We start from the raw sequence: 23,534 nt of genomic DNA, 5'->3' as shown, positions 1-23,534 counted from the left end.
CGCCTGGCAGGCGCGGCCGGCGGGCGCGGCCGGCGGGCGCCGTGGTGCGCGGCGCGGCCGCCCGGCCGGACACCCGCCCACCTCCCGGAAGGACACGTTCATGACCGACACCACCAAGCCCGTGACCACCGCGGGCCCGCCCCGAGCGGACCTGGCGCCCGGACAGCCTCGACCCCAGCGACTCCGACTGGCAGTTGGCCCGCGCCGCCCGGCCGGGCGACGCCTCCTGATGGCCGCCGAACTCGCCCTCGCCCTGGTCGGCGTCGGCGGCACCATCGCCGCCACCCTCACCACCGCCCTCCTCCAGCACCGCGCCGCCCGCGCCAGCCGCGCCGACACCGCCGCCCAGGAACAGCGGCGGGAGCTGATCGCGGCCGTCACCGCGCTGATGGCCGCCCTCGCCGCACACCGCCGCGCGATGTACGCCCGCGAACGGCTGCGCCTGGCAGGCGCCCCGGAGGACGTCGTCGCCGAGGCCCGCTCCGAGAGCCACCGCACCCGGGCGGAGATCACCGCCCCGGTGGTCACCCTGGCGATCCTCGCCCCGCCGCTCGCCGACCTGGCCACCGACGCCGAACACACGACCTACGCGATGCGCGGCGCCGCCGACCAGGCCGCGCTCGACAAGACCCGCACCGCCGCCACCACCGCGGCCTCCGCGCTCGTGACCGCCGCCGCCGCATACCTCGCCTGACCGCCCCTCACCTCGCTGCTCCACCACACCCGTCCCCGAAGAGAGGGAACACCGTGCCCGCCGCCGCCACGTTCGCAGCCGTCTTCATCACCCTCTACGCCGGCCACCAGGTCGGAGACCACTGGACCCAGAGCTCGTGCCAGTCGGCCCGCAAGGGGCTGCCCGGGCGAGCCGGCCGCTGGGCCTGCACCAAGCACGTCAGCACCCTCACCCTGACCAAGGGCGTGCTGCTCCTCCCGGCCGCCCTGGTCCTCGACCTCCACCTCACCGCCGCGGGCCTGCTGCTCGGCCTGGCCGTCGACGCCGGAACCCACTGGTGGGCCGACAGGCGCACCACCCTGGCCTGGCTGGCGAAGGTGACCGGGAAGCGCGAGTTCTACAGCCTGGGCGCGGACGTCGTCGACACCTCCACCGCCCAGGACGGCATCACCGGCCGACACCTGGGCCGAGGCAGCTACGCGTTGGACCAGAGCTTCCACGTCCTGTGGCTCTTCGTCGCGGCCCTCCTCATCGCGGCCGTCTGACCGGGCACCGACGCCGCGCACCACCCGAAAGGACCCCACGATGCATCAACTCCCGACCCTCGACCCGGTCCCCGACGGCGCCCTCGTCCTGATGATCGGCGCGCCCGCCTCCGGCAAGAGCACCCTGCTGCGCGACATCCCCACCCACCAGGTCGTCTCCCTCGACCGGCTGCGCGCCGCCGTCAGCCGCCCCGGCGACGAGACGGCCACGGCCGACGCCCTCCTGCTGCAGCAGCAGATCCTCACCATGCGGCTGCGCCGGGGAGAGACCACCTACGTCGACAACTGCTCCGTGCTGGCCGAGCACCGCCAGCCGATCCTGTGGCTGGCCCGCCAGTACAGCCGCCCCACGATCGCCGTCCTCGTCGACGCACCCCTCGACCAGCTGCTGCAGCGCAACGCCCGGCGGGACGACGCGCAGCGCGTCCCCGAGGACTTCGTGCGCGCCGCGCACCGCTTCGCCCGCGACGCCCGCCACCACCTCGCCCGCGAACAGGTCGACGAGATCCGCCGCCACACCTCCGGGCACTGACGCTGCCCACCGGACCTCGGCCGCGCCCCGCCCGGGCGCGGCCGAGGCCCGGTGCGCGGCGCGGCCGCCCGGCCGACCCACCCCGGCCCCGCTCCGGAAGGAAGACACCGATGCCGTCCACCACCCGATACTCCGCCGAGCCCGGCGGCATGCTGCCGCCGATCGTCACCATCTGCGGCAGCACCCGTTTCCGGCAGCACATCGCCGAGGCGGCGCTCCAGGAGACCATCGCCGGCCGGATGGTCCTGGCCCCGGCCGTCGACATGCGCCAGCACCACACCCTGTGGGCCGACCCCGCCGCCGCCGAGCAGCTCAAAGCCCGGCTCGACGCCCTGCACCTGGCGAAGATCTCCACCGCCGACGAGGTCCTAGTCGTCACCGACGACCAGCTCTACCTCGGAGAGTCGACCCGCCGCGAGGCCCTGTACGCCGAATCCCTCGAGATCCCGATCTCCTACTGGGTGGCCGGACGTGGCCGGATCGGCGAGAGCCACCTGCAGCAGCCTGCCGTGGCCCGCGAACGCGCCTGCGAACAGTGGAGGGCAGCCTTCGCCCGGCTCACCGAAGCATCCCCCAAGGGGCCCGCCCGCGAAGACCTCCTCGCCCTCGCCGCCGCCGACCTGGCCGTCGCCGAGCACGGCGCCTCGGCCTCGCTGGTCGACGTGCGCCGCGCCGCCCGCCAACACCTCGGCATCGATGTCCCCCACGACCGGGCGCAGGCCGCGCTCACCGTCCGCACCGAGGACTCCCCCGGCGCAGGCGTCCAGTTCCTGCTCGGCTCCGCCGGCCGCTGATCCGGCATCACACCCACCACCGGGCCGGGCATCCCGCCCGGCCCGCTCGAGCTCGCCCCGAAGGGACCCGCCCGATGACCGACAGCCGCGCCCGCGTGCTGACCACCGTCCTGGACACCGTCGACAACCTCGCCACCGCGGCCGCCGCGGCCACCGCCGGCCTCACCACCTACCGCGCCCTGACCGGCCGTCCCACCGAGACCCGCGCCGCCCTCGCCCTCGCCGCCGCCGCAGTCGCCGCCTGCGCCACCGACCAGATCACCACCCAGATCCGCCGCCCCCTGCGCGACCGCCTCGGCCTGACCCCCACCCCCTACTACCGCCTGACCGAGCCCGCCCCGGCGCCCACCACCGAGCAGCTCGCCGGCGAGGTCGCCGCCGACGCCGCCCACCGCGCCGCCACCCAGGCCCACAGCCTCGACCACAGCCGAGGCAGCCTCACCAAGGCCGACAACTGGACCGGCAACCCCGACGGCACCGCCACATGCGACCTGCCCGGCGGCGCCCACCTGCTGTGCGTCCCCTCCCCCGCCGGGTCAGGCGGCTACATCACCCGCAGCTTCCTGCTGGTGCGCGACGACGGACAGGTGCCGGTGCGCAGCATCAGCGACATCGTCGCCCTCCTCGACCTGGACGCCGAGGACTTCCCCACCGCCGACGACGGCGACCCGTGGACGGCGATCGGCAAGGAGTTCGGCATCGAGGAGCTGGTGCCCGCCGGGACCGGGGGCGACGAGAAGAACGACCGCGACCAGGACGCCGAGACCCCGGCCGACGGCAGCCGGTAGCCCGGCCGCCCCCACGGCCCCGTCCACCCCCTCCGATCGCCCGGCCCGCACCCGGGCCGACCGATCCCGTCAAAGGAGAACTCGAGATGACCGCCATCCCCACCATCACCCCGGCCGTCCGGCGCGGCCTGCTCACCGTCGACCCCGACCAGCGACTGCGCCCCGGCACCCCCACCCGCGCGTGGGAGCTGTGGCTCACCGGCCCGAACACCCTGCTGGAGATGCCCGACCTCGCCACCGCGCTCATGGCCGCCGCCGAACACAACGCCCTGGCCGCCGACCTCGACGACGGCTCGCCGCTCCAGCCCGCAAGCCACGCCCTCGTCCTGCACCACGGCCACGCCTGGCGCCGCGAGGGAGCGGCCCGCCCGGGAGCCGGCATCGCCGTCCCCACGCTGTGCTGGACCGCCCGCTGCTCGGTGTGCGGGGACCTGGTCGAGGACGAGTTCATCCCCCACCACGACAGCGCCGAGGCCGCCGCCGACGACGCGGTCGGCAGCCGCGAATGGGCCGAGCTGCCCGACGGCCGACTCGTCTGCGACCGGGACGACGACGCCCACGACCACGCCCGCACCCGGGCCCGGACCGAGTACGGCCCCGAGCCGGACGCCAACCAGCCGACCTTCCCGTAGCCCACCCCGACGGAGGACTGCATGCAGCGACGCGTCATCGCACCCACCCCCGACAGCCCCGCCAGCCACGCAGTCGGCATCGACTTCGACGACACCCTGGCGGCCCACGACCGCGGATGGCAGAACGGCCTCATCTACGGCCAACCGATCCCCGGCGCCATCGAGGCGCTGCGCCTGCTCGCCGACCACCGCGCCGTCTTCGTGTGCACCGCCAGGCCCGACAGCCACCTGGCGGCCGTCGCGGACTGGGTCACCCGCCACAGCGGACTGCCCGCTCTCGTCGACACCTCCCGGGCCCGCTCGTACTGGCTCGAGCGCGGCCTCGTGCTCGTGACGAACCGGAAGCTGGGCGCCGCCCGGTACGTCGACGACCGCGCGGTCGCGTTCACCGGCGACTGGGCCGAGGCCCTCACCGCCGTCGCCCAGGGCATCGGCCTCCCGCCCGACGCCCTCCCCCGCCGCCGCCCCGCGGACGGCCGCCCGCACACCTCGCACTGACCCGGAACACCCGCCCCGGTCCGCACCGGGGTGGGCGCCACCGCCACCACATCCCCCAGAAGGAGAGGGAGACCGTGATCCTCACCATCGCCGTCCAGAACCTGAAACGGGGCGGCCTGTTCGACAAGGACGGCCACGGGGAGGACCGCTGGCCGCTCCTCGCGAAGCGGCTCGCCGACGCCGACCCGGACCTGGTGCTGCTCCAGGAAGCCGAAGGGTGGGCCGAGGCCGGCCACCGGCAGCTGGTCCGCGCCGAACAGGACCTCGGCATGGACGGACTCATCGCCCCGTCCCGCTCCGGCCGCGGAACCGCCCTGCTCTACCGGCGCGAGACCCTCGGCCGGCGGATCGCCTGGAACACCGACCACGCGGCCGAGGAGACCCACCACGGATTCGGCGTCGCCGGGTTCACGGTGCCCGGCCTGCCCGCGCCGCTCGCCGTGACCAGCGTCCACCTCACCCCCTACAGCGCGGACCGGGCCGTCGCCGAAGCCGACTTCGCCGCCTCGCGCACCTACCGGCACGGCCCCTACTGCATCCTCGGCGGCGACATCAACTACCCGCCCGCCGCCGGCCCGGACCCGGCCTGGGACCGCATGCGCCCATACAACCGCAGCTCCCGCACCCTCCTCACCGACCCGGCACTCCACCCCACGACAGCTCCGGTGCCGGACCGCCGTGTCGCCTGGAAACTCGCCGCCAACGGCCTCACCGACACCGCCTGGCACCTGTACCGGCAGACCGGCGACGAGCACCTGCTCCGCCGCACCGGCAACGACGACCGGATCGACCAGCTCTGGGTCTCCGCCCCGCTCGCCCCCGCCGTCCTCTCCTACACCCTGCTCGACACCCCACCCGACGCCAGCGACCACCACGGCCTGGCCGTCGCCCTCGACACCGACCGCATCAACACCACCCAGGCCTGGACGTACGCGTGACCAACCGACACACCGCTTCAGTCCGAGTTGAACCACACCAGCACTCCGGGGCCGTCCGGCGTGATCACCGGTAGCCACGCCTCATCGGTCTCACGGATCCGGCTCTCGTCCAGCCGCAGAGCATGCGGCTCCTCGGTCGTCCCGTCGCAAGCCCAGTAGCGGAGGGCTCCGATGATCTCCCGGAGCCTTTCCCGCTCGTCGCCCGGCCACTCGTAGTTCCGGGTGCCGGCACCACGGAAGTGCTTCTCAAACAGCTCGCGCAACGCGTCCAGCTCATCAGGGCCGAACAGCGGCACCAGAAAGCCCTCGACCTGCCCCTGTCGACAAGCCGTTCCGCCGTACTGCTGCTGATAGAAGACACCCGTCTTCGCCTCAACCACCGCATACAGCCAGCCGCCGGCGCTCGTACCGTCTGGATCAAGGAAGACGAAGCGTCGAGAGCTCATGGCACCAGTCTTCCGGGCTGCCCGTCGCAAGCTCAACGACATTTGACCCTGCAAGATCAATTACGAGATACGACCGAGGCCCCTCGACGCCCTACTCGCCGTCACCGCCCGGGCCGCGAGCGGTGGTTCAGGGCTGATCCTCCCGGTGGTTTCCGGCTCCGAGCATTCGCCGGCGTGGACATTCCGCTCCCATCGCACGCGCAAGGACGTATACATCTCAGGTTTACCGGCCTTCTACCGCGCAGGGTTGACGACGCGGAACGCCGCCGAAGCAAGGATGGGCCCACCCCGGCAGAAGCCCGACAAAAGGAGAAGGAACGTGAAGAAGATCGCCGCGATCCTGGCAGGCACTGCCGTGCTGACCCTGGGATCCGTGATGCCGGCGCATGCCTCCGACGACTGGACCAAGATCTCCGGCTGGACCGGCCTGGCCAACAAGCAGCCCACCGGCTACATGAACTACAACGGGCAGGTCGAAGGCTGGGGCCGGGTCGACTGGAGCGGCACCACGGTGGAGGTCCACACCGGTGCCAACGACCTCTGGGACGGCGACGGATTCTGCGCCGTCACCCAGCTCCGGTACCACGTCAAGACCGGTTCCTCCTGGAACCCCGACTGGCAGTACCGCACTCCCGCCATCGACTGCAGCTCGAACGGCAGCCAGGTCACCTCCCCCTACTACAGCTCCAACTACCCCATCAAGGACGTCACCTTCCGCACCTGCCTGGGCTTCTCGGACGGCAGGATCTGGGAGTGCGGCAACTGGTCCTGGTGACCGCCGCGCAAGAAGGGCCCGTCTCCTCCGGCATCGACGCCGGAGGAGACGGGCCCTTCTGCGTTTCAGGAGTGCGAGTCCCCCGCCGCCGCTCCGGCTCCCCGCGCCGTGCTGGTCTGAATCGCCCTGGCCCCTCCGCGCCCTTCCTGGCCGCCACGACCCACACCGAGCTCGTCGTCCGGCCCCGGCGCGAAGCCCGACCTGGCGACCAGGCACCCGCCTTCCGGTCCGGCCTCGACCCGAGCAGCTGCGCGCGGCCTCCGCCCCGGACCGCCATCTCCACCACTTCGGTGACCTCCGCCATCCGTGCCAAGACGATCCTCCTGCAGCGGGCCGCAGAACCCCGATCGCCGCCTTGGCCGCGCTCGCCGCGGCCGCGCGCCTCACTGCTGCCCGATGCAGAGAGGCCCGAACCCATTGCTGGGTCCGGGCCTCTCCATGTCTACTGGCCGATCCGATCCGGTACCCGGCAAGGGCCGCCGGACGGGGCGGCTGAGTCTTCGACGCCCGCCCTTGCCGCCGGTTTTCCGAAGGTCGGTGTAAACCCGGTTTACATGTGCGGGGCCCGCCCAGGCAGCTCCAGGTACGGGCAGGGCGGAGTAAACCGGGTTTACACCGCCTGCGTCGCTGCCTCGGCACTGTGCGCGGAGTCCAGGAGCTCGATCAGCGCTCGCGCGACCGCAGCAGCCTGACGGGAGGTCAACGCCGAGTGGATGCTTCGGGCAAGCGCCTCCGGGTCCGCAGGATCGACCGCCAGGGTCAGCACCCGCGAACCATCGGGGACCGGGTGGTGCGAGGTGCTCGCGCCACCCGCAGTAGCCGCAGACGCCGAGTCTCCTGCCGCCCGGCCCTCCGGGTAAACCGGGTTTACTCCGTCGTCCGACACCGCCGAGGACGAGCTCGTCGGGGCCGTGGGGTAAACCGGGTTTACACGAGCCTCGTTCCGAGGCCGGGCCACCGTCGTCTTCGGCTTGTCACGGGCCGCACGGGCCTGAGCGACCTGCTCGTCGGCCGACAGCGTGCCGGCCCGAGCCGCCGCACCGAGCCGGCGGGCATCCTTGACACCGATCTCCTTCGCCTCGACCATCTCCTTCACCTCAGGCTCGAGGTGAAGGAGCGCCAAGCGCTGGCCGACCCACGCCGCGGTCTTCCCGAGCCGGCGCGCCACGGCGGCCTGGTTTCCGTCATAGACCGTGTCGAGCAGTTCCTTGATCGCCTCGGCCTCTTCCACCGGAGGGACGTTCTCGCGGTGGATGTTGGCGATCAACGCAGCTTCGAGCATCGCAGCAGCGGTCGGCGCGAGGTCGTCCTGCAGATCGACCCGGATCCGCTCCAGGCCGGCACGGGCAGCGGCCCTCAGACGGCGGTTGCCGTCGAGGGCAACGAAGGACGCGTCACCGAGGAGTTCCTCGGACACCCCCGGATGGGCGTCCAGGAACGCCATCCGCGACACCACGGTGATGGCGGTGATCTGGCCGCCCTCCCGCATGCTCGCCGCAGTCTCGTCGATCGCCGCCTCGCTGTACGTCTTGCGATGGTTGCGAGGATTGAAGACGACATCCTTCAAGGGGACGCTCGACGCCTTGCGGGGCCGCCCCAGCGCCTCACTGCGGGCCTCTGCCGACGCAAGGTCACCGCCCTTGCTCGCAGTGAGATTGCCGAATGCGGACCCGCCACCGGCGAGCTTCTTCGCGATGCTCATCCGAGCCTCCTGCGGATCTCGCGCATGCGCTGCGCCTGGGTGGAGGACGGCGCGTACTGCAGCAGAGGCTGCTTCAGGTGCACCGCCTCACGCTGCTCCTTCAGGTCGGGCAGGACGCTCAGAACCGGCGGGTCCTGGAGGCCTTCCCACTGCTGCAGGGCGTTGACGACGACGAAGCCCTTGCGGACGTCGTACTTGTTGACGACCAGGCCGAGGCGGTCGATGTCGACCTCGTAGTCGAGGGAGACCGTGTTGATCTGGCTCTCGAGCATCATGTACGCGTGCGCGGAGGAGTCCTCGGCTTCGACCGGGATGACGACGCCGGAGTTGCCCCTGGCCTCGTTCTTGCGGCGGTGCGCGTAGTAGATGCCAGCGTCCATCGCGAGTCCGAGGTTCGGCGGGGCGTCGATGACGACGACATCGAAGTGCTCCTCGAGCGGAGCCAGGGCCCGCTGCAGGAGCGCTTCGCGGGGACCGCGGACACCGCCGAGCTTCGAGTCCAGCAGGAACGCCTCGAACGACGACGGGAGTAGAAACAGCCTGCCCTCGAAGTACTCGGGGGCGATCGGCACGACGTGGTCCAGTAGGGAGCCGACGACGCGCTCGCGTTCGACCATGTGCGTCACCAGGCTCTCGGTGCCCGGCGCGATCTGCTTGCAGCCCAACTGCTCGGTGAGGTGCCCCTGCGGGTCGTAGTCCACGAGCAGGGTGCGCAGACCGGGGATGGCCGGAAGCTTCGACGCCCCGGTGGTCGCCGGCAGACCGAGCGCTATGGCCTGAGCAAGGCCTGCGGCAACAGTCGTCTTGCCGACGCCCCCCTTCTGATTGCAGACGATGAACCGCCGGACCTGGCGCGGGATCGCCAGATCCGACAGCGGCGCAGCGTGCGAGTCGATCCAGGAGCGGATCGCCTGGGCGAGGCCCTGGACGAAGGAGATGTCGCGCGCGGTGCACTCGGACTTGAAGGTGTCGTACATGCCGGCGGGCAGCCAGGTGTTGAAGCTGTCGGCGCCGGAGGTGTCCACGGTCGCGTCCTGGCCGACCTCGCGGGCGAGCCACCGCTGGACTGCTTCAGTCACCGCTACCTGCATGTCGATGCCGAGCTGGGCGGCCCGGGTCTTCAGCGCTTGGCGGAGAGTCGGCGGAAGCTTCGACGCAACCTTTTCCCGCTCTCCATCGGAGTATGGAGATGCCATGACGTCACCATAGTGGCGTCAGAGGGGTTTTGATGCATCCGGGCCCGAATCGGCGTGGCGCACACCGTCGCTGACGCCGCCGGTGCACGTCCGGTTCGGACCCGGTGCACGTCCGGTTCGGACCCGGAAGACGGGCCTGCCCCTCGACGAGGCGGCATGCAAGCACCTCGTCGACGGGCAGGGGATCGTGCAGACCAGCGCCCATAGGCCCCGGGCCTGGCTTCCCGTCAGTCCACGGACGCCTGGTCGGCGACGGCCGCCTTGAAGACGTCGAGCAAGTCCGGGTGGTCGGTGTGATTGGTGATCTGAAAGGAGGTGACGGCACCGCCGCGCTTGATCGATTCGACCGGCATGGGGAGGCCGGCAGGCCAGCGCCCCGCGCGCTCGCCCTCGGCGAGGATGGGGCGGAACGAGCCGGTGAAGCCGCGCAGGTTTGAGGCCCCCAACTCGGCACGCAACTCATCGGCACCGCGCACGCCGTCATGCCCGGGGGCGGCGAGCAGCCGCAGGACATCCCGGGCGCGAGGAGGAAGCTGCCGGTAGTAGGCGCGGGCAGTCTCGACGGTCCACCGCACCGGCGCGCTGTCAACGACGATGCAGTCGCGGTGGCGCTCGAGGAACGGGGCCAGTAGCTCCAGTTCCTCCGGCGAGGGGTCGATGATACGGATCTCCACCCCCGCAGCGTAGCCGCGCTTACACGTAATGCCAATGAACGATAGATGTAAGCATGGCGCTGCACAGCTGGGACGATCTCGACCTGGAAGGCGGCACCGCCAGCATCCGCCGCACGCTCCAGCGGACCCCCACCGGCGGCCTCACTGCCTGCCCACCAAGACCGTCGGCTCGGAACGGCGCATCGCCTCTTCCTGCCGAGTGCGTCCCCGCACTCAAGCGCCATCGCGAACGGCAGGACCAGGAGCGGGAGACTGCCGGCGCGGGCTGAACGGAGAGCGGCTTCGTCTTCACCGCGCCCGACGGTTCGCCTGCCGACCTGTCCACACTGACCAGCACGTCACCGCGCTATGCCAGGCGGCCAGGCTCCGCCGCATCCGGTTTCACAATCTCAGGCACACCGCCGCAACCCTGCTCCTCGAACAGGGCGTCGAACTCGGCGTGATCAAGGAACTCCTCGGACACGCCCACATCGGCGTCACCGCCACCGTCCGACTCCGCCTCCAGCGCCAAGCCATCGACACCCTCGGCAACGCCCTCCGAGCCACCGCGAGCCCTGACGACCCGTCAAGTGTAAGAACCCGTCCGCTGACGTTGCCGTCACCCCTGCCGTCAGACACCCAAGAAGCCCCGTCAGAGTTGAATCTGACGGGGCTTCCGGACCGTCAGGAAATCACTAAACGCATCCCATCGCGCGCGAACCTCAACACTGCCCTCCTGATACATGGCTACAGGCGGGTTACCACTCCCTGAAGGCTCTAGCGGCTTTGTGCGGCACCCGTCCGCTGACGTTGCCGTCAGATAGCCCAGGGGCCCCGCCGAAGGTGCTAATCCGGCGGGGCCATGGGCCAGCAAAAAAACGCTAATCCTTAACTACTGCGCCACCAATGCAAGCAGCGCGGACTCGTCAAGCGCTAGAGCACTTCCATCTCAAATCCGAACTGATCCCTTACGTCTCTCGCCATATTCTCACCCGAGAATCTCGGAATTTTCTGCTCCCACCAGCCCCAACGTCCAGAGATATCAAACCCTCCTTCAATTAGGTTCTTGAAGCGAAGGTCAATTTCAGCAACCTCTGCGATGAACCATGCGGCTTCGGGGGCACCTTCAGCACCCAGGCTTTCGATTACGGTCTGCAGGAAGCCTCTCACTGACAGGTCGTTCCAGTACTCAAAGAGAGTTGCGGAATATCCCTCTTGACAGTCTTCCACGAAATCGGACCACGCTTCAAGTGCACGCCCCGGAGTCTCCGGGTGGCGCCGACCCGAGCTTCGAAGGGCATCTCTGAAAAGGCTAACGAACGACAACTCGGCCTCCAATGGCAGACTCACCTTCTTTAGCGATAGCTCATCGCAGAACGACGGAAGTACGACAGTCCGTCATCAGGGCGGAAGAACGTGGAGATGGTCCCACCACTATTAAGGTATCCGTAGTACCCGGTAGTCGGATCGAAGCGATGCATGCCTCCACTGGCAGTAGTCACGCTGATTGAACCATCCGGACCATCACCGGCCATGAAATCACGCGCAGCCTCACGATAGGCCGCACGACCACCGGGGCCATCGAACTCGGGCATGTCAGGGTCCACTGCCCTCGGCTCGCGCGGAGCGCCCTTCTTAATTCTGAAATCAACGCCCTTGACGTGCTTTGCATAGTGAGCGCCAGCAGACTGATTAGAATTGAAGTCCGGCCGAGGGTCGCAGTTATGGACCAGGACCGGAGTGGCTCCTGCCAGCACATAGTACGTGTGAAGGTCGGAGATGGTGAGGTTGTAGGCGGTCTGCGGTTCGGTCCGGTAGGTGCGTACGGCTTCGATCGTGGCGGTTGTGTCATTGGTGGAGAGGACTTGGTCGCCGGGTTTGAGGTCGCCGGCGTCGGCCCAGCGGTTGGTGGTGACGTCCCAGTAAGGGTGGTGCTGGGTGGAGACGATGGTCGTGGTCTGGGACTGGGTGGTGAGGGTGAGTTCGGTGAACTCGGTGTCGTTGTGGCCAATGATGGTCGCCGTGACCGGTTCGGGTTGTGTGGTGCCCGTTGCGGGGTCGGTGGCGGTGACGGTGTCGTCGGTGGTCAGTTGGTCGATCGGCTTGGTGGTGGTTCCATCGGCGAGCAGAACCATGGTTCCGGCGGGGAAACTGTTACTGCACGGCGGCTTTGGCTTTGACTGCTTTGACGCGAGCCAATCGCCGACCTTTTCGAGTGCCTCGCCTCCGGCCTTCTTGAGCACCGGGGCTGCGAGCGCGAGGCCGGTCTCGGCTGTCACGGCGATTGCTGCGCCGGTCAGCTCGTCTTTGAGGAGGCCTCCCACTGAGTGGTCGGCGTTGCCGTCGAGCATGTTGTTGACGCCGGCTCCGAGTGCTCCGACCGCCGCGGCGCAGCCGACGGCTGCTGCTACTGCGCTTGCGCCGCCGGTTGCGATGGCTCCGGCGACGCCGCCGGTGTAGCACATGGCGCCGGCGCCGATCTCGACGGCCAGCACCACCACTGCGCGGACGACGGGGTGGTCGGTGGTGAAGTTCTGGACTCGCTTCGCGCCGTTGCTTATGTGGCAGGTGAAACCGGACCAGCCACCCCCGCACTTCTTGGTGTTTCGGCCGTTTCCGGTGTTTCCACCACTGCCGTTGCCGTTGCTGTCGGTTGTGGCCGGGGTCTCGCTCTGGTAGACCGGCTCGCTGTCAAGGTTCCAGACCGATCCGGAGTAGGCGTTGGTCATCAGTCCGGAGGGGTCGGAGCTGTTGACGGGGTCGTTGTTGCTGTAGGCGTAGCCGTTCCATTGCTGGGGGTTGGCTGCGTCGAGGAGTGGGTCGGGGTTGATGAAGCGGCCGTGGACGGGGTCGTACTCGCGGGCTCCGAGGTTGGTGAGGCCGGTGGTGGTGTCGAGGGTGCCGCCGACGAAGCCCTTGTCGCCGGACCAGGTGCCCGGTGCGGGTTGGGTGCCGCGGGGGTTGCCGAACGGGTCGACGGGCCTGCGGGTGACGGACTGGCCGGCGTCGGTGTTGATCTGGACGCTGCTGGTGCCGTGCGGGTCGGAGGCCTGGTAGACCAGGGTTCCGCCGCCGGTGGGTCCGGTGACGCGGGTGATGGTGAGGCCGCCGGGCGCGCTGTAGTAGCGGACGTCCGACATGGAGCCGGTGGCGGTGTCCAGGGTCAGTTCGTCGGAGCCGAGGTTGAGGGTGGTCTTGCCGGGGTTGCGGCGGATGAGCTGGTTGCCGTCGGCGTCGTACAGGTAGGAAGTGCCCTTGGCTTCGCCGGTCTTGGTGACCGATTCGAGTTTGTCCTCGCCGTTCCAGGTGAGCGTGGTGGTGCCGCTGGTTTCGGTGATCGAGGTGGTGTTGCCGATCGCGTCGTACTGGTAGGACGTCGCGACGGTTCCGGACGCCGACTTGGTGGAGGCGCTCTGCAGGCCGTGCGGGCCGCCGGTGCCTCCGCCGGTGTTCGGGGCGGTGGTGGGGGTGTTGACGGACTTCGGCGCGCCGAAGGTCTGGGTGGTGGTGACGTCCTTGGCGGTGTTTCCGGTGACGTCGTGCTGGATCAGGGTCTTGCGGTTGCCAGTCGGGTCGTAGTCGTAGGTCTGCCAGTACGGCGAGGGGCCGCCGACGCTGGGCTTGGCCGGGGTGCCGGTCATGGCGGGGCCGGTGGCGTTGATGCAGCCGCCGATGCCGGGGACGGAGGGCATCGCGGCGGTCTTGGTGCCGGCGGTGTCGGTCCAGGCGTTGGTGAGCCGTCCCAGGTAGTCGTACGTGAAGCACTGGGTGTCGGTTGCCGTGGCGCTCTGGATGTCGCTGACAGAGGTGATGCGGCCGGCGGGGTTGTAGGTGTAGCTGGTGACGTCCAGCTCGGTGGTTCCGGTCTGGCGCTCGAGGGTCGACTTGGTCACGCGCCCGGTCGACGGATCGTACATCTGGGTGGATGCGACCTGGGTGTTGGGATCTCCCAGGATGGTCCGGACCGTTCGGCCGAGGCCGTCGTGCTGGACGTCGGTCACCAGTGTGCTCAGGCCGGCGGAGCCCACCAGAAGGCCGTTGTCGCTGTAGCCGTAGTCGACTTCCTCGGCGGGCAGGCCGCCCATCGCGGGCAGGTTGGTGTAATGCAACAGCCCGAGAATGGAGGTGTAGTGGTTCGTGGTGGTGTATGTACCGGCGAGGGCTCCTTCGTTGGAGGGGATGGTGACGCTGCTGCCCGTGACCCGGTAGTTGGTGTCGTATTCGGTGATCGCCTGGGTGTAGGCGTTGCCCGTGGCGCCGCCTACATAGCGGGTGGAGGAGGCCGGTTGGCCCTTGGCTCCGGCGACGGTGTCGTAGGTCCAGCCGGCCAGTTGGTTGGCCGGGGCGATGCTGCCCGCGTACATGCCGGTCTTGCGGCCGAGCAGGTCGTAGTTGTAGGCGAGCGTGTTGCCCTTGGCGTCTGTAGTAGAGGCCACCTGGGAGTTGACGTCGTACGTGCTACGGGTGGTACCCGTGTCGGGGTCGGTGACCGAGGTCTGCCGGCCGCGCAGATCGTAGCCGTAGCTCCAGGTGTTGCCCTGGCTGTCAGTGCGCGAGGCGGGCTGGCCGGCCGGGGTGTACGCATACGTGGTGACGTCTGCGTCGGCGGCGTTGCCGGTCACGGCGGAGCCGCGGTACTGCCACAGCGCCGTGGTGCGTCCGCGCGCGTCGGTGTAGGTGGTGGTCGGTGTGCCGCCTTGAGGGGGCGTCACATCGACGCGGTCCGCTCCGGGGTAGGCGGTGGTGGTCGACCACTGTGGTTGGGCGTAGGCCATGAAGGCCGACTTGGTGACCCGGCCCATGCCGTCGTAGGTGTTCCAGGTCTGCGCAGGCACCTGGCTGTCGTTCGCTACGAAGACCGTGCCGTTCGGGGTGGCGGTGGTGTTGTAGTAAGCGCCGGATGTCTTGGTCACCCACCCGTGCGAGTCGTACACAGTGTCGGTGAGGAAGCGTCCGGCCATCGTCGTCAGCGCGTTGCTCTGGGTCTGCCGGAGCCGGCCGAGGCCGTCGTAGAGCTGGGTGGTGGTGAGGTATTTCTCGCTCTCGTTGATGCTCTGCGAGGTCACGACCGAGGGCGCTGTGACGCCGTTGACCGCGTAGGAGAACTTGTTGTTGGGGGACAGATTGGTCGCGCGGCCCGGGATCCACACGGCGGTCAGGCGGCCGAGGCCGTCGTACTGCTGTGTGGTGATGCGGCCGTTGGCGTCGGTGGAGACCAGCGGCAGGTTGCGCCCGGGATCCTGGTCGACGGTGGAGGTCCACCCCTTCGGGCCGGTCGAGGTGACCTTGGTGGGTATTGCCCCGGTGGCCGGGGTGAATGCGACGGTGGACTTGGCGGCGAACGCTGCCGGGTCGCGTCCGGTCAGCTGGTTGCCGTCCACGTCGTAGGTGGAGCCGTCGCCCTGCGTGTTGGACACCGGGCGGCCGTACACGTCGAAGCCGGTGGTGGCGGTGTTGACGTACACCGGGTTGCCGGAGGCGTCGTAGTGGTCCAGCGTCTGGGCACTGGTCGGCTCGGCGAGAGTGCCGGCCTGGCCGAACGGCTTGGAGTCGTAGAGAGTGCGGGTGTTGCCGACAGTGTTGGAGGAGTTCGCCGTTGTCCCGCAGGGGCCGACGACGGACTTCTTCTCGCTCACCAGGGTCACCAGCGCGGTGTTGCTGCTGGTGGCGTATTTCGTGGTGGTGCAGATCTCCGGGGTGGCAGCGGTGCCGTCGCCCTTGTCGTCGATCTGCAGTTCGCGGTTGGCGTGCGCGGGGTCGCTGGTGGCGATCTTCGTGGTGGTCCGCCAACTGCCGTCGGCAAGCTTGCTCTTGGCCACCGTGGTGACCTGGTCGGCGGGGTAGCGGGCCACGAGGTCGGGCATGCCGCCGGACTGCTTGTGCGTCGCGGTGACGCGTTGGCCGCTGCTGGTGGTGCCGCTCATACTGACGACCTGGCCGCCGGCCTGGTCGTAGAACTCGGTGGCGATCGGTGAGCCGCTCAGCCAGTTGCTGTCGGTGACGCTTCCGCCGAGCGGGCTGGTGACGCTCACACTGCGCGGGGTGCCGTTGGCGAGCACGTCGCCGTCCATGCCGCGCAGGAAGGTCACGCGTTGCTGGGTCTTGGGCGCTTCGCCCGTGTTGCCGCTGCCGAGAACTGTGTCCACCGACTGGTAGCCGCGGAATCCGTCCCAGGTGCGGGTCTTCGGGTCGGTCCACTCGGCGTCGTTGCGGTGCCAGGCCGCGCCGCCGTTGTAGGTGTAGGCGGTCTTCTTGGTCATCGAGGCGCCGGTGACGGCGTCCTTCTCAGCCACGCTGGTGACCAGGTACTTGTTGAACCAGTCGTTCACCGGGTCCGGCGAGGACGAGCCCGGCAGGTACCAGTGGACGGGCATGCAGGCCATCGTGTTGCCGTCCTCGGAGGACGGCATGCGGTTGTTGACCCGCGAGCACTCCGGGGAGGAGTAGTACACCAGGATCTGGCCGCCGGTCTCGGTGGTGATCTGCTGGATGCGCGGGCGCTTGAAGGCCGGCTGAGCAGGGACCAGGCCATCGACCCGGTTGTCGAGTTCACGCGCGGTGAAGGACACGGCGGGGAGCTTGGCCTCGGCCTGCCCGTTGGTGCCGGTGCGCTGGATGGAGGCCAGCCACAGCGAGGGCTTGGTGCTGTCACCGGGGTCGGGGAAGGAGTGGTTCAGGGTCCAGGTGTCGACCGTGCGGTAGCCGGTCCCGACCAGCACCTGGGTGGAGATCCCGGTCAGGCGCTTGGTGGTGAAGAAGGACGGCCCGGCATTGGTGCAGCTGGTCGTGCACAGCTGGTCCAGCGGGACGTCAGGCCAGTAGGCGGCGTTCGCGGCGGTGCGCTGGGAGGGGTCGCAGGTGATCGTTCCCGACGGAAGGCAGCGCTCGGCCGTGGTGAAGGCCACCTTGGCGCCGGGCTTGAGCGTGCCGTGGGCGGCGGTCTGCTCGGACAGGCGCTGGCCGTAGGCGATTTCCTTCACCTGGCCGCCGCGGATGTACGGGGTGAGCGTGCCGGTGCCGCTGTTCTGGCCGGCGCCGCGGCTGTAGTTGTTGCCTTCGGTGACGTAGGTGTAGCTGATCAGGTTCTGGTGGGTGTCCACCACGTAGTCGAGGTTCCAGCGCCACCCCATGGCGCACCAGGAACCCTTGCCGGTGGCGGAGTTGTAGCAGGGGTCGCCGCTGTTGGGCGAGTACACCGGCTCGGACCAGGCCGAGTTCGTCGCCGGATCGGTGCCGTCACCGCCCGGGAGGTGGTTCTGGCCGAACCAGTACTGGGTGCCGTCGGCGATGGTGACCTTCCAGTACTCGCCGTTGTTGAGCCCGTTGGGGGCACCCGTCAGCAGCTCGACCTGCGTGCCGTCGTCACCTTGCAGGTGCCACACGCCCTGCGCGTCGTCCCGGACGAGGGCACCCGAGTGCCCGGCCAGTGAGAGGGTGGCGTTCTGGCCGCCCCAGCAGAGATCGCTGGAGCCGGCGATGCCGTCCTTCGAACACGACTGGTAGGACCGCTCGACGAAGCCGGGCTCGTAAGCCCAGCCGTCACCGATCCAAGAGGACTGCGAGTTCACCCCGGAGGTCTTCCCGTCCACGGCCGACGAGTCGTAGGACAGGGACACGGTCGGCGCCGCGCCGGCGATGCCCGCGGGAACCTGGACGGGGTACGAGTAGGTGAAGTTGCCCATGTTCGAACCCGCACCCCAGGCCGCCGACGGCGACAGGGAGGTCGCCGCGAACGAGCCGCTGGCGCCTGAGGAGCCGGCGGTCAGGGCCAGAACCGTCGGTGCGAGCGCTCCGGTCGAGGCCTGACCGCTGGTGACGGTCTTGCCTGTCGCCGGTGAGGTGGCCGGGAGGGTGACGTCGGCAGTGAGCCGGCCGGAGGTGACGTCGACCCTGCTGTCGACCCGCGTCTGGGTTCGGCACTCGGGCTTGTCGGGGCTGGTCAGCGCACAGGCGGGCAGTGCGACCAGCAGGGCGCGGTCCGCCCACAGGGCCGCCGGCCATGCCTTCAGGTCGAGTGCGACGGCCACCTTTCGGCCCGCCGCAGCGGCGGAGTCGGGGTTGCCGGTGAGGGTGACGAGCGGGCCTGCCACGCCGGCCGCCCTGCCCTTGGCCTCGTCGACCACCTCGACCTTCATCGAGTGAGGGGCTGAGGATTCGCCGCTGCCCACTCCCAGCAGAACCGGCAACGAGCCGGCCTTCACCAGACCCCGGCCGCCGGAGGAGGGCGACGCTCCGCCCGTCGCCGCAGCAGCATCCTTCGCCGCGGCCGATCCGGACCCGATGGTCACCTCGGCGCTGCCGCTCGCCACGGCAGTCATGTGGTCGGAGGGCTTCCAGTCGCTGGGCACCGGGAAGGGCGGCGGATCGGCCTTCGCGAGCACCAGATCAGTGCCGCTCACCGGCGTCAGACCGCTGTCCCACGCAGCTTTGGGTATCCATCCGTCAGTGGCTGCCCATGCTTCGACAGACGGTATCGCCAGCAGAGTCATCAGCACCGACAACAGGGTGGAAACTCCCAGCCATCGATGCCTTCCCCATAGCCATCGCCCTGCTGGCGTCTTCGCGCGCCAAACCCTCACAGATGTCTCCAGTTGTCCAAGAACTCCGCGCGTGCATATGTGCACGCGCCAATGCGCAGTCGGGTGCGCATCGTGGAGATGCTAAAGATCCCCAAAAGGTCGGAACGGTGGAAAACGGACACAGATTCAAGGGTTTGCCAAAGCTTTACATTTGGTGCTGACGCCATGTCACGGTATGCCCGCATGGGTCCAGTTGAGCAAGTCGACCCGAGCTGTTCGAGCCGGCCGGGGGATCCCAGGGGGCGTCATTGGCGCCGCTGTCGAGCATTGCAGGCAGCCGCCCTCTGGTCGGCGTCAGGGCATTCACCTGTAACGATTCAAGGGGGCGGCAGATGCGGGCGTTTCGCCGTCATTGGATCGTTATCAAGGATCTAACGGCTTGGTGGGGACATTTCCGGACATGGAAATTTCACATGGCCCCACTCTCCGGCAAGCATCTGGAACGCTCACATACGGTCCTCGCAGAGATTTGAGCCCGATCCATGTCCAACCGAAGTTCCACCCCGCACACCGGACGGCTAGCGAAGCCCCGCACGAGAAATCTGCACCGGCTGGTGGCCCTGGCCGCGACCGGCGCACTCAGCCTTGGCCTGCTCGGCATCCCAGCGGCCCACGCGGACACGTCCACAGCATCCCCGTCCGCCTCGCCGTCACAGGCACCGGCTATCACGCCCGAACAACAGGCGATCCTGGACGCCCGCAAGCTGGCCAAGTCCACCGGTCAGCCAGTGGTGGTCGCGCCGATGACGACCGAGTCGTCAAGGACGGTGGCGAACCCCAACGGCACGCTCACCACCACCGACAACTCACTGGCCGTCCGCACCGCGCGGGCAGACGGCTGGGCGGACCTCGACCCGACGCTGCACCGGAACGCGAACGGCACGATCAGTCCGGTCGTCACCCTGGACTCGCTCTCACTGTCGGGCGGCGGCTCCGGTCCGGTCGCCACCATCACCGCCGCCGATGGCGCCAAACTGGCCGTCACCGCGCCGTTCACACTGCCGGCCCCGACTCTCTCCGGCGACACGGCGATCTACTCCAATGTGCTACCGGATGTCGACCTGCGCGTCACCGCGCTCAGCAACGGGGGGTGGCGGGACGTCATCGTGGTCAACACCGCGGCCGCGGCCGCCGATCCGCGCCTGAAGACGCTGCACTTCCCGGTATCCCTCACCGGCCTGACGCTGGAGACCGACCAGGCCGGCAACATCAGCTTCAAGGACACCGCCGGCAAGGTGCGCTTCCAGGCGCCCACCCCACTGCAGTGGGACTCCACCGTCGTGCCCGTCGCGCAGTCGGCCCCCAGCGGAACCGACACGGCGCCGCGCTCCCTGACAGCCACCACGCAGAACGTCCTGTCCACTTCGGAGTCGAGCGTCGCGGGCCCCGGCGATACCGCGGTCACCGCCCCCATCGCCGTGCAGGCAACCAGCGCCGGAATCGACCTGATTCCGGATGCCGCCACCTTCGGCAAGGGCACCGGCCCGTGGTACCTGGACCCGACCATCGGCGGCGTCAGCAGGGCAGCCGCCGCCACCCAGGTCCAGGAGTACCTCCGCGACGCCAAGTACTTCAGCACCGCCGACCAGGACCTCGGCGTCGGCTACTGCGGCTACAGCAGCGGCTCCAACCCCTGTCCCGGCTACGGCCGTGAGCGCGCCTACATCAGAGTCGGGATCGCACCCGAGATCTACACCCAGCCCAGCGGCGCCCCGGCCCCACCGACCGTCTACGACTCCACGATGCTCGTGAACGTCACCGACGCGTCCTCCCCGACCACCAGCACCTCGTTCGGCCTGTACTGGACCGGGACCATCGACGCCAACACGACATGGAACAACCAGCCGTGCAACGGCAGCGCCATCTTCGGCGGCTGCACCAAGGTCGCAGACTCCTCCGCGCCGATCACCGGAACCGGCACGATCTCCTTCAACGTGACCGCGCAGATGCAGCAGGCCGCGTCCCAGAAGTGGGGTGACTGGACCGTCGGCATCGCGCCCAGCGACGAGAACAACAAGCTCTACCGCCACCACATCCGGAGCAACGTCTCCATCACCACCAATTACGACATCACGCCCAGCTCGTGGTGGCCCCGCAGCACCCCGTCCCCCGGCTTCGCCAACAGCGACGGCAAGGGCAAGCCGGCCGGTGGCGACTGCTACGGCAGCAACACCCCCGGCTGGATCGGCGCTACCCAGAACCTTACGTTGGGCCTGAGCCAGTGGTCGCCGGTCGGACAGAACCTCACCGACAACTTCGCCCTCTGGGACGAGACAGACAACACCTTCCCCGGTGTCTGGTCCACCCCGGCACCTGCGTGGGGTGACGGCTACGTCAACGTGCCGGGCTCCGCTCTGGCCGACGGTCATCAGTACCGCTGGTGGGCAAACGCCAACGACGGCCTGCTCACCTCCCCGAACTCCGGCCCCTGCTGGTTGCGCGTCGACAAGACACCGCCCAGCGTGAACGTCAGCTCCACCGACTTCCCCCCCTCCGGCTCCCCGAACCCGACCAAGGTCGTCGGCACCGCCGGCTCGTTCACCATCACCGGCTCCGACCCCGCCCCCGCCGGCGGCACCGCCTCCGGCCCCGCCTGCTTCCGGGTCAGCACCGACCCCAGCCCGGTGACCGGCTGGCACTGCAACGACACCGGCGTCCTACTGCCCGGCACCGACGGCAGCGCCGCTTACAGCTACACCCCGCCCCGCTGGGGCACCAACGTCCTCTATATGCAAGCCCAGGACAACGCCGGCAACTACAGCCAGCCGTACGCCTACAGCTTCTACGCCCCGTGGTCCGCATCCCAGGGCGTCATCTACGGCGACATCACTGGCGACCGACGCCCTGACATCCTTCTGCCGGACAACACCGGCAACCTCCGTGTCGTCCAGAACACCATCGATCCCGCCCACGCGGGCTGGCTCGCCGGATCCGCGGTTGACTCGCCGACCGGCAACTGGCAGGGCGTCCAGATCACCCACCACGGCTCCCTGCGCGGCGGCGTCTACCTCGATGACCTGATCGCCCACCCGGCGGGCGACCCGCGCATGTACCTGTACCTGAACTCAACCACTGGATTTGCCACCCGTACCTCGTTCTTTCTCAACGGCACCCCCACCCAGGGCGTGGTCACCTGCACCGACGCCAACGGCCTCACCATCACCTGCCCGGCAGAGCTCGGCACCGACTGGAGCAACGCCACCCAGATCCTCGCCGTCGGATCCGTCGACGACGAAGTCACCGCCACGCCCGCCAGGACCTACCTGATCGCGGTGATCGGCAAAAAGCTCTGGCTGTTCTCCCCCGGGAGCAACAGCATCAAGCTGCTCGCGCCCAAGGACACCCAGATCTCCAACCTCGACTGGAGCAACTACGACCTGATCGGCCCCGGCCCCGCCAACGGCACCACCACCTGCACCAACGCCGCCGGAACCACGACGACCACCAAGCAAGCCACTCTGTGGACCCGCGAGCGCAGCACCGGAAAGATCCTCTCCTACCCGATCACCAGGAACCCGGCCAACAACTGCGCCATCGACTACTCCGCGCTCGCGGACCCCACCAAGGGGACCGTCATCGGGAGCGGCATCGACCCCGCCGCCTACCCGACGGTCGGCTCGGTCGGTGACCTCACCGGCGACGGCATTCCGGACCTGTACGCGCAGAACTCGGCCAGCCAGCTCACCGTCTGGCCCGGCAAGATCGGCGACGCCACCGGCCACCCCGGTGTGGTGACCGGCTTCACCGGCGTCAACACGGTCGGCGACCTGCGTCCGCCGCTCGCCCGCTACCCGCTCGCCGACAACGCCAACGACGCCATCGGCCGCAACAACGGCACCGTCACGGGCGACGTCAGCTGGATCTCCACCGGCCGGGCCGAGCCAGCCAACGCCGCACTGCTCAACAGCACCGGCAACAACGGCGAGATCGACACGACCCTGCAGGTCAACACCCAGCAGTCGTTCACCGTGAGCGCCTGGGCCCGCGCCGACCAGCTCACCGAAGGCGTCGTCGTCAGCCAGGACGGCACCGGCACCAGCAACTTCATGATCTGGCCCAGCCTGGTCAACGGCGTCGCCTACTGGAAGTTCGCCATGGCCACCGCCGACACCGCGAGCGGCTGGCCCTACGACGCCACAGAAGCTGTCAACTCCGCCGGCCGCGTCCAGCCCGGCGCCTGGACCAAGCTGACCGCGACCTTCAACGCCACCACCAAGCAGATGGTCCTGTTCGTCAACGGCGCCCCCGCCGCCTTCGGCACCCACAACACGACCATCCCGGCCACCGGCAAGCTCGTCATCGGCCGGTACCGGGGCGGCAACGCCAACAGCAACTACTTCAAGGGCGCCGTCGCCGACGTCTCTGTCAGCAACTTCGTCGACACCCTCCCCACTACCCTCACCGGCGGCAGCATCCTCCGCCCCGGCGACACCGTCTACTCCGCCCACACCATGCTGGTCATGCAACCGGACGGAAATCTCGTCCTCTACGCCCTCAACATCCAGAACACCCTCACCGGAAAAGCCCTCTGGGCCACAGGCACCAACGGCAACCCGGGCGCCTGGGCCACCATGCAGACCGACGGCAACCTCGTCGTCTACAAGCCCGACCCGACCTTCACCACTCCCGGCAACAGCGCGAACTCCCTCTGGAACTCCGCCACAGCCGGAAACCCCGGTGCCGTCGCCAAGATCCAGGACGACTGCAACTTCGTCATCTACAAGCCGTCCGGAACCCTCGCCTGGGACTCCAAGACCTACAACCCCAACCCCTGAACCCACTG

16 protein-coding genes and 1 pseudogene are annotated in these 23,534 nt (G+C 69.1%); 11 read left to right on the top strand and 6 right to left on the bottom strand.

Annotated features, from left to right (window positions below):
* The first annotated feature begins 100 nt into the window (after window positions 1-100).
* The 8 genes from ACFV1L_RS29755 to ACFV1L_RS29720 all read left to right on the top strand — a co-directional run bounded on the left by ACFV1L_RS29755 (window position 101) and on the right by ACFV1L_RS29720 (window position 5,400).
* Window positions 101-694 carry a protein kilB gene (locus ACFV1L_RS29755; protein WP_380371583.1) on the top strand — a complete coding sequence of 198 codons (594 nt, stop codon included), beginning with the start codon at window positions 101-103 and terminating at the stop codon, window positions 692-694.
* A 53-nt stretch (window positions 695-747) separates the two neighbouring features.
* Window positions 748-1,218, top strand: coding sequence for a transcriptional regulator (locus ACFV1L_RS29750; RefSeq protein ID WP_380371581.1), 471 nt, complete (start codon window positions 748-750; stop codon window positions 1,216-1,218).
* Window positions 1,219-1,258: 40 nt separating this feature from the next.
* Entirely contained in the window at window positions 1,259-1,750 is a 492-nt protein-coding gene (locus ACFV1L_RS29745) for an AAA family ATPase (RefSeq protein WP_380371580.1), read from the top strand.
* 110 nt (window positions 1,751-1,860) lie between these two features.
* Window positions 1,861-2,544, top strand: a complete 684-nt coding sequence (locus tag ACFV1L_RS29740) for a hypothetical protein (RefSeq protein ID WP_380371578.1) — start codon at window positions 1,861-1,863, stop codon at window positions 2,542-2,544.
* A 74-nt stretch (window positions 2,545-2,618) separates the two neighbouring features.
* A complete protein-coding gene (locus tag ACFV1L_RS29735) occupies window positions 2,619-3,332 on the top strand; it encodes a hypothetical protein (RefSeq protein ID WP_380371576.1) in 714 nt (237 codons plus the stop codon).
* Window positions 3,333-3,418: 86 nt separating this feature from the next.
* Window positions 3,419-3,964: a hypothetical protein gene (locus ACFV1L_RS29730; protein ID WP_380371574.1), complete on the top strand. Its 546-nt coding sequence runs from the start codon at window positions 3,419-3,421 to the stop codon at window positions 3,962-3,964.
* Between the two features lie 21 nt (window positions 3,965-3,985).
* Window positions 3,986-4,462 carry a hypothetical protein gene (locus ACFV1L_RS29725; protein WP_380371571.1) on the top strand — a complete coding sequence of 159 codons (477 nt, stop codon included), beginning with the start codon at window positions 3,986-3,988 and terminating at the stop codon, window positions 4,460-4,462.
* 74 nt (window positions 4,463-4,536) lie between these two features.
* Complete coding sequence (locus ACFV1L_RS29720) at window positions 4,537-5,400, top strand: endonuclease/exonuclease/phosphatase family protein (protein ID WP_380371569.1); 864 nt, start codon at window positions 4,537-4,539, stop codon at window positions 5,398-5,400.
* Window positions 5,401-5,417: 17 nt separating this feature from the next.
* Here ACFV1L_RS29720 and ACFV1L_RS29715 read toward each other — a convergent pair whose 3' ends face one another.
* Window positions 5,418-5,846 carry a DUF6210 family protein gene (locus ACFV1L_RS29715; protein WP_380371567.1) on the bottom strand — a complete coding sequence of 143 codons (429 nt, stop codon included), beginning with the start codon at window positions 5,844-5,846 and terminating at the stop codon, window positions 5,418-5,420.
* A gap of 319 nt (window positions 5,847-6,165) precedes the next feature.
* Here ACFV1L_RS29715 and ACFV1L_RS29710 point away from each other — a divergent pair, with 319 nt between their 5' ends.
* Window positions 6,166-6,621 (top strand): hypothetical protein, encoded by a 456-nt coding sequence (locus ACFV1L_RS29710; protein ID WP_380371565.1) that lies wholly within the window; start codon window positions 6,166-6,168, stop codon window positions 6,619-6,621.
* A 610-nt stretch (window positions 6,622-7,231) separates the two neighbouring features.
* On the opposite strand, the gene ACFV1L_RS29705 is transcribed toward ACFV1L_RS29710, so the two are convergent.
* From ACFV1L_RS29705 to ACFV1L_RS29695, 3 genes are all read right to left on the bottom strand, one after another.
* Window positions 7,232-8,323, bottom strand: coding sequence for a ParB/RepB/Spo0J family partition protein (locus ACFV1L_RS29705; RefSeq protein ID WP_380371563.1), 1,092 nt, complete (start codon window positions 8,321-8,323; stop codon window positions 7,232-7,234).
* Window positions 8,320-9,402: a ParA family protein gene (locus ACFV1L_RS29700; RefSeq protein ID WP_380371561.1), complete on the bottom strand. Its 1,083-nt coding sequence runs from the start codon at window positions 9,400-9,402 to the stop codon at window positions 8,320-8,322. The genes ACFV1L_RS29705 and ACFV1L_RS29700 overlap by 4 nt, the downstream gene beginning before the upstream one ends.
* A 344-nt stretch (window positions 9,403-9,746) precedes the next feature.
* The gene (locus ACFV1L_RS29695; RefSeq protein ID WP_380371558.1) at window positions 9,747-10,193 is read right to left on the bottom strand and encodes a hypothetical protein; all 447 of its coding nucleotides are present in this window, start codon (window positions 10,191-10,193) and stop codon (window positions 9,747-9,749) included.
* A gap of 68 nt (window positions 10,194-10,261) precedes the next feature.
* On the opposite strand from ACFV1L_RS29695, the pseudogene ACFV1L_RS29690 reads away from it, so the two are divergent.
* Window positions 10,262-10,764: pseudogene (locus ACFV1L_RS29690) on the top strand (site-specific integrase); the annotation flags it as partial.
* A 341-nt stretch (window positions 10,765-11,105) separates the two neighbouring features.
* Here the strand turns inward: ACFV1L_RS29690 and ACFV1L_RS29685 are convergent.
* Together ACFV1L_RS29685 and ACFV1L_RS29680 are read right to left on the bottom strand one after the other, a co-directional pair.
* Window positions 11,106-11,402 carry a hypothetical protein gene (locus ACFV1L_RS29685; RefSeq protein ID WP_380371557.1) on the bottom strand — a complete coding sequence of 99 codons (297 nt, stop codon included), beginning with the start codon at window positions 11,400-11,402 and terminating at the stop codon, window positions 11,106-11,108.
* A gap of 125 nt (window positions 11,403-11,527) precedes the next feature.
* Window positions 11,528-18,571, bottom strand: a complete 7,044-nt coding sequence (locus ACFV1L_RS29680; protein WP_380371555.1) for a polymorphic toxin-type HINT domain-containing protein — start codon at window positions 18,569-18,571, stop codon at window positions 11,528-11,530.
* Between the two features lie 662 nt (window positions 18,572-19,233).
* Between ACFV1L_RS29680 and ACFV1L_RS29675 the strand changes: the two genes are divergently transcribed.
* Window positions 19,234-23,526, top strand: a complete 4,293-nt coding sequence (locus ACFV1L_RS29675; protein ID WP_380371553.1) for a LamG-like jellyroll fold domain-containing protein — start codon at window positions 19,234-19,236, stop codon at window positions 23,524-23,526.
* Window positions 23,527-23,534: the final 8 nt, after the last annotated feature.

Origin of the sequence: Kitasatospora sp. NPDC059646 (genome assembly GCF_042734615.1) — a bacterium.
Taxonomy (GTDB): domain Bacteria; phylum Actinomycetota; class Actinomycetes; order Streptomycetales; family Streptomycetaceae; genus Kitasatospora.
This window is presented reverse-complemented; position numbering and strand designations above follow the sequence as displayed.

Bases quoted from the DNA above. Each gene is read 5' to 3' on its own strand.
- ACFV1L_RS29755 (WP_380371583.1), top strand. From the start codon at position 101: ATGACCGACACCACCAAGCCCGTGACCACCGCGGGCCCGCCCCGAGCG.
- ACFV1L_RS29745 (WP_380371580.1), top strand. From the start codon at position 1,259: ATGCATCAACTCCCGACCCTCGACCCGGTCCCCGACGGCGCCCTCGTC.
- ACFV1L_RS29740 (WP_380371578.1), top strand. From the start codon at position 1,861: ATGCCGTCCACCACCCGATACTCCGCCGAGCCCGGCGGCATGCTGCCG.
- ACFV1L_RS29735 (WP_380371576.1), top strand. From the start codon at position 2,619: ATGACCGACAGCCGCGCCCGCGTGCTGACCACCGTCCTGGACACCGTC.
- ACFV1L_RS29730 (WP_380371574.1), top strand. From the start codon at position 3,419: ATGACCGCCATCCCCACCATCACCCCGGCCGTCCGGCGCGGCCTGCTC.
- ACFV1L_RS29725 (WP_380371571.1), top strand. From the start codon at position 3,986: ATGCAGCGACGCGTCATCGCACCCACCCCCGACAGCCCCGCCAGCCAC.
- ACFV1L_RS29715 (WP_380371567.1), bottom strand. From the start codon at position 5,846: ATGAGCTCTCGACGCTTCGTCTTCCTTGATCCAGACGGTACGAGCGCC.
- ACFV1L_RS29705 (WP_380371563.1), bottom strand. From the start codon at position 8,323: ATGAGCATCGCGAAGAAGCTCGCCGGTGGCGGGTCCGCATTCGGCAAT.
- ACFV1L_RS29675 (WP_380371553.1), top strand. From the start codon at position 19,234: ATGTCCAACCGAAGTTCCACCCCGCACACCGGACGGCTAGCGAAGCCC.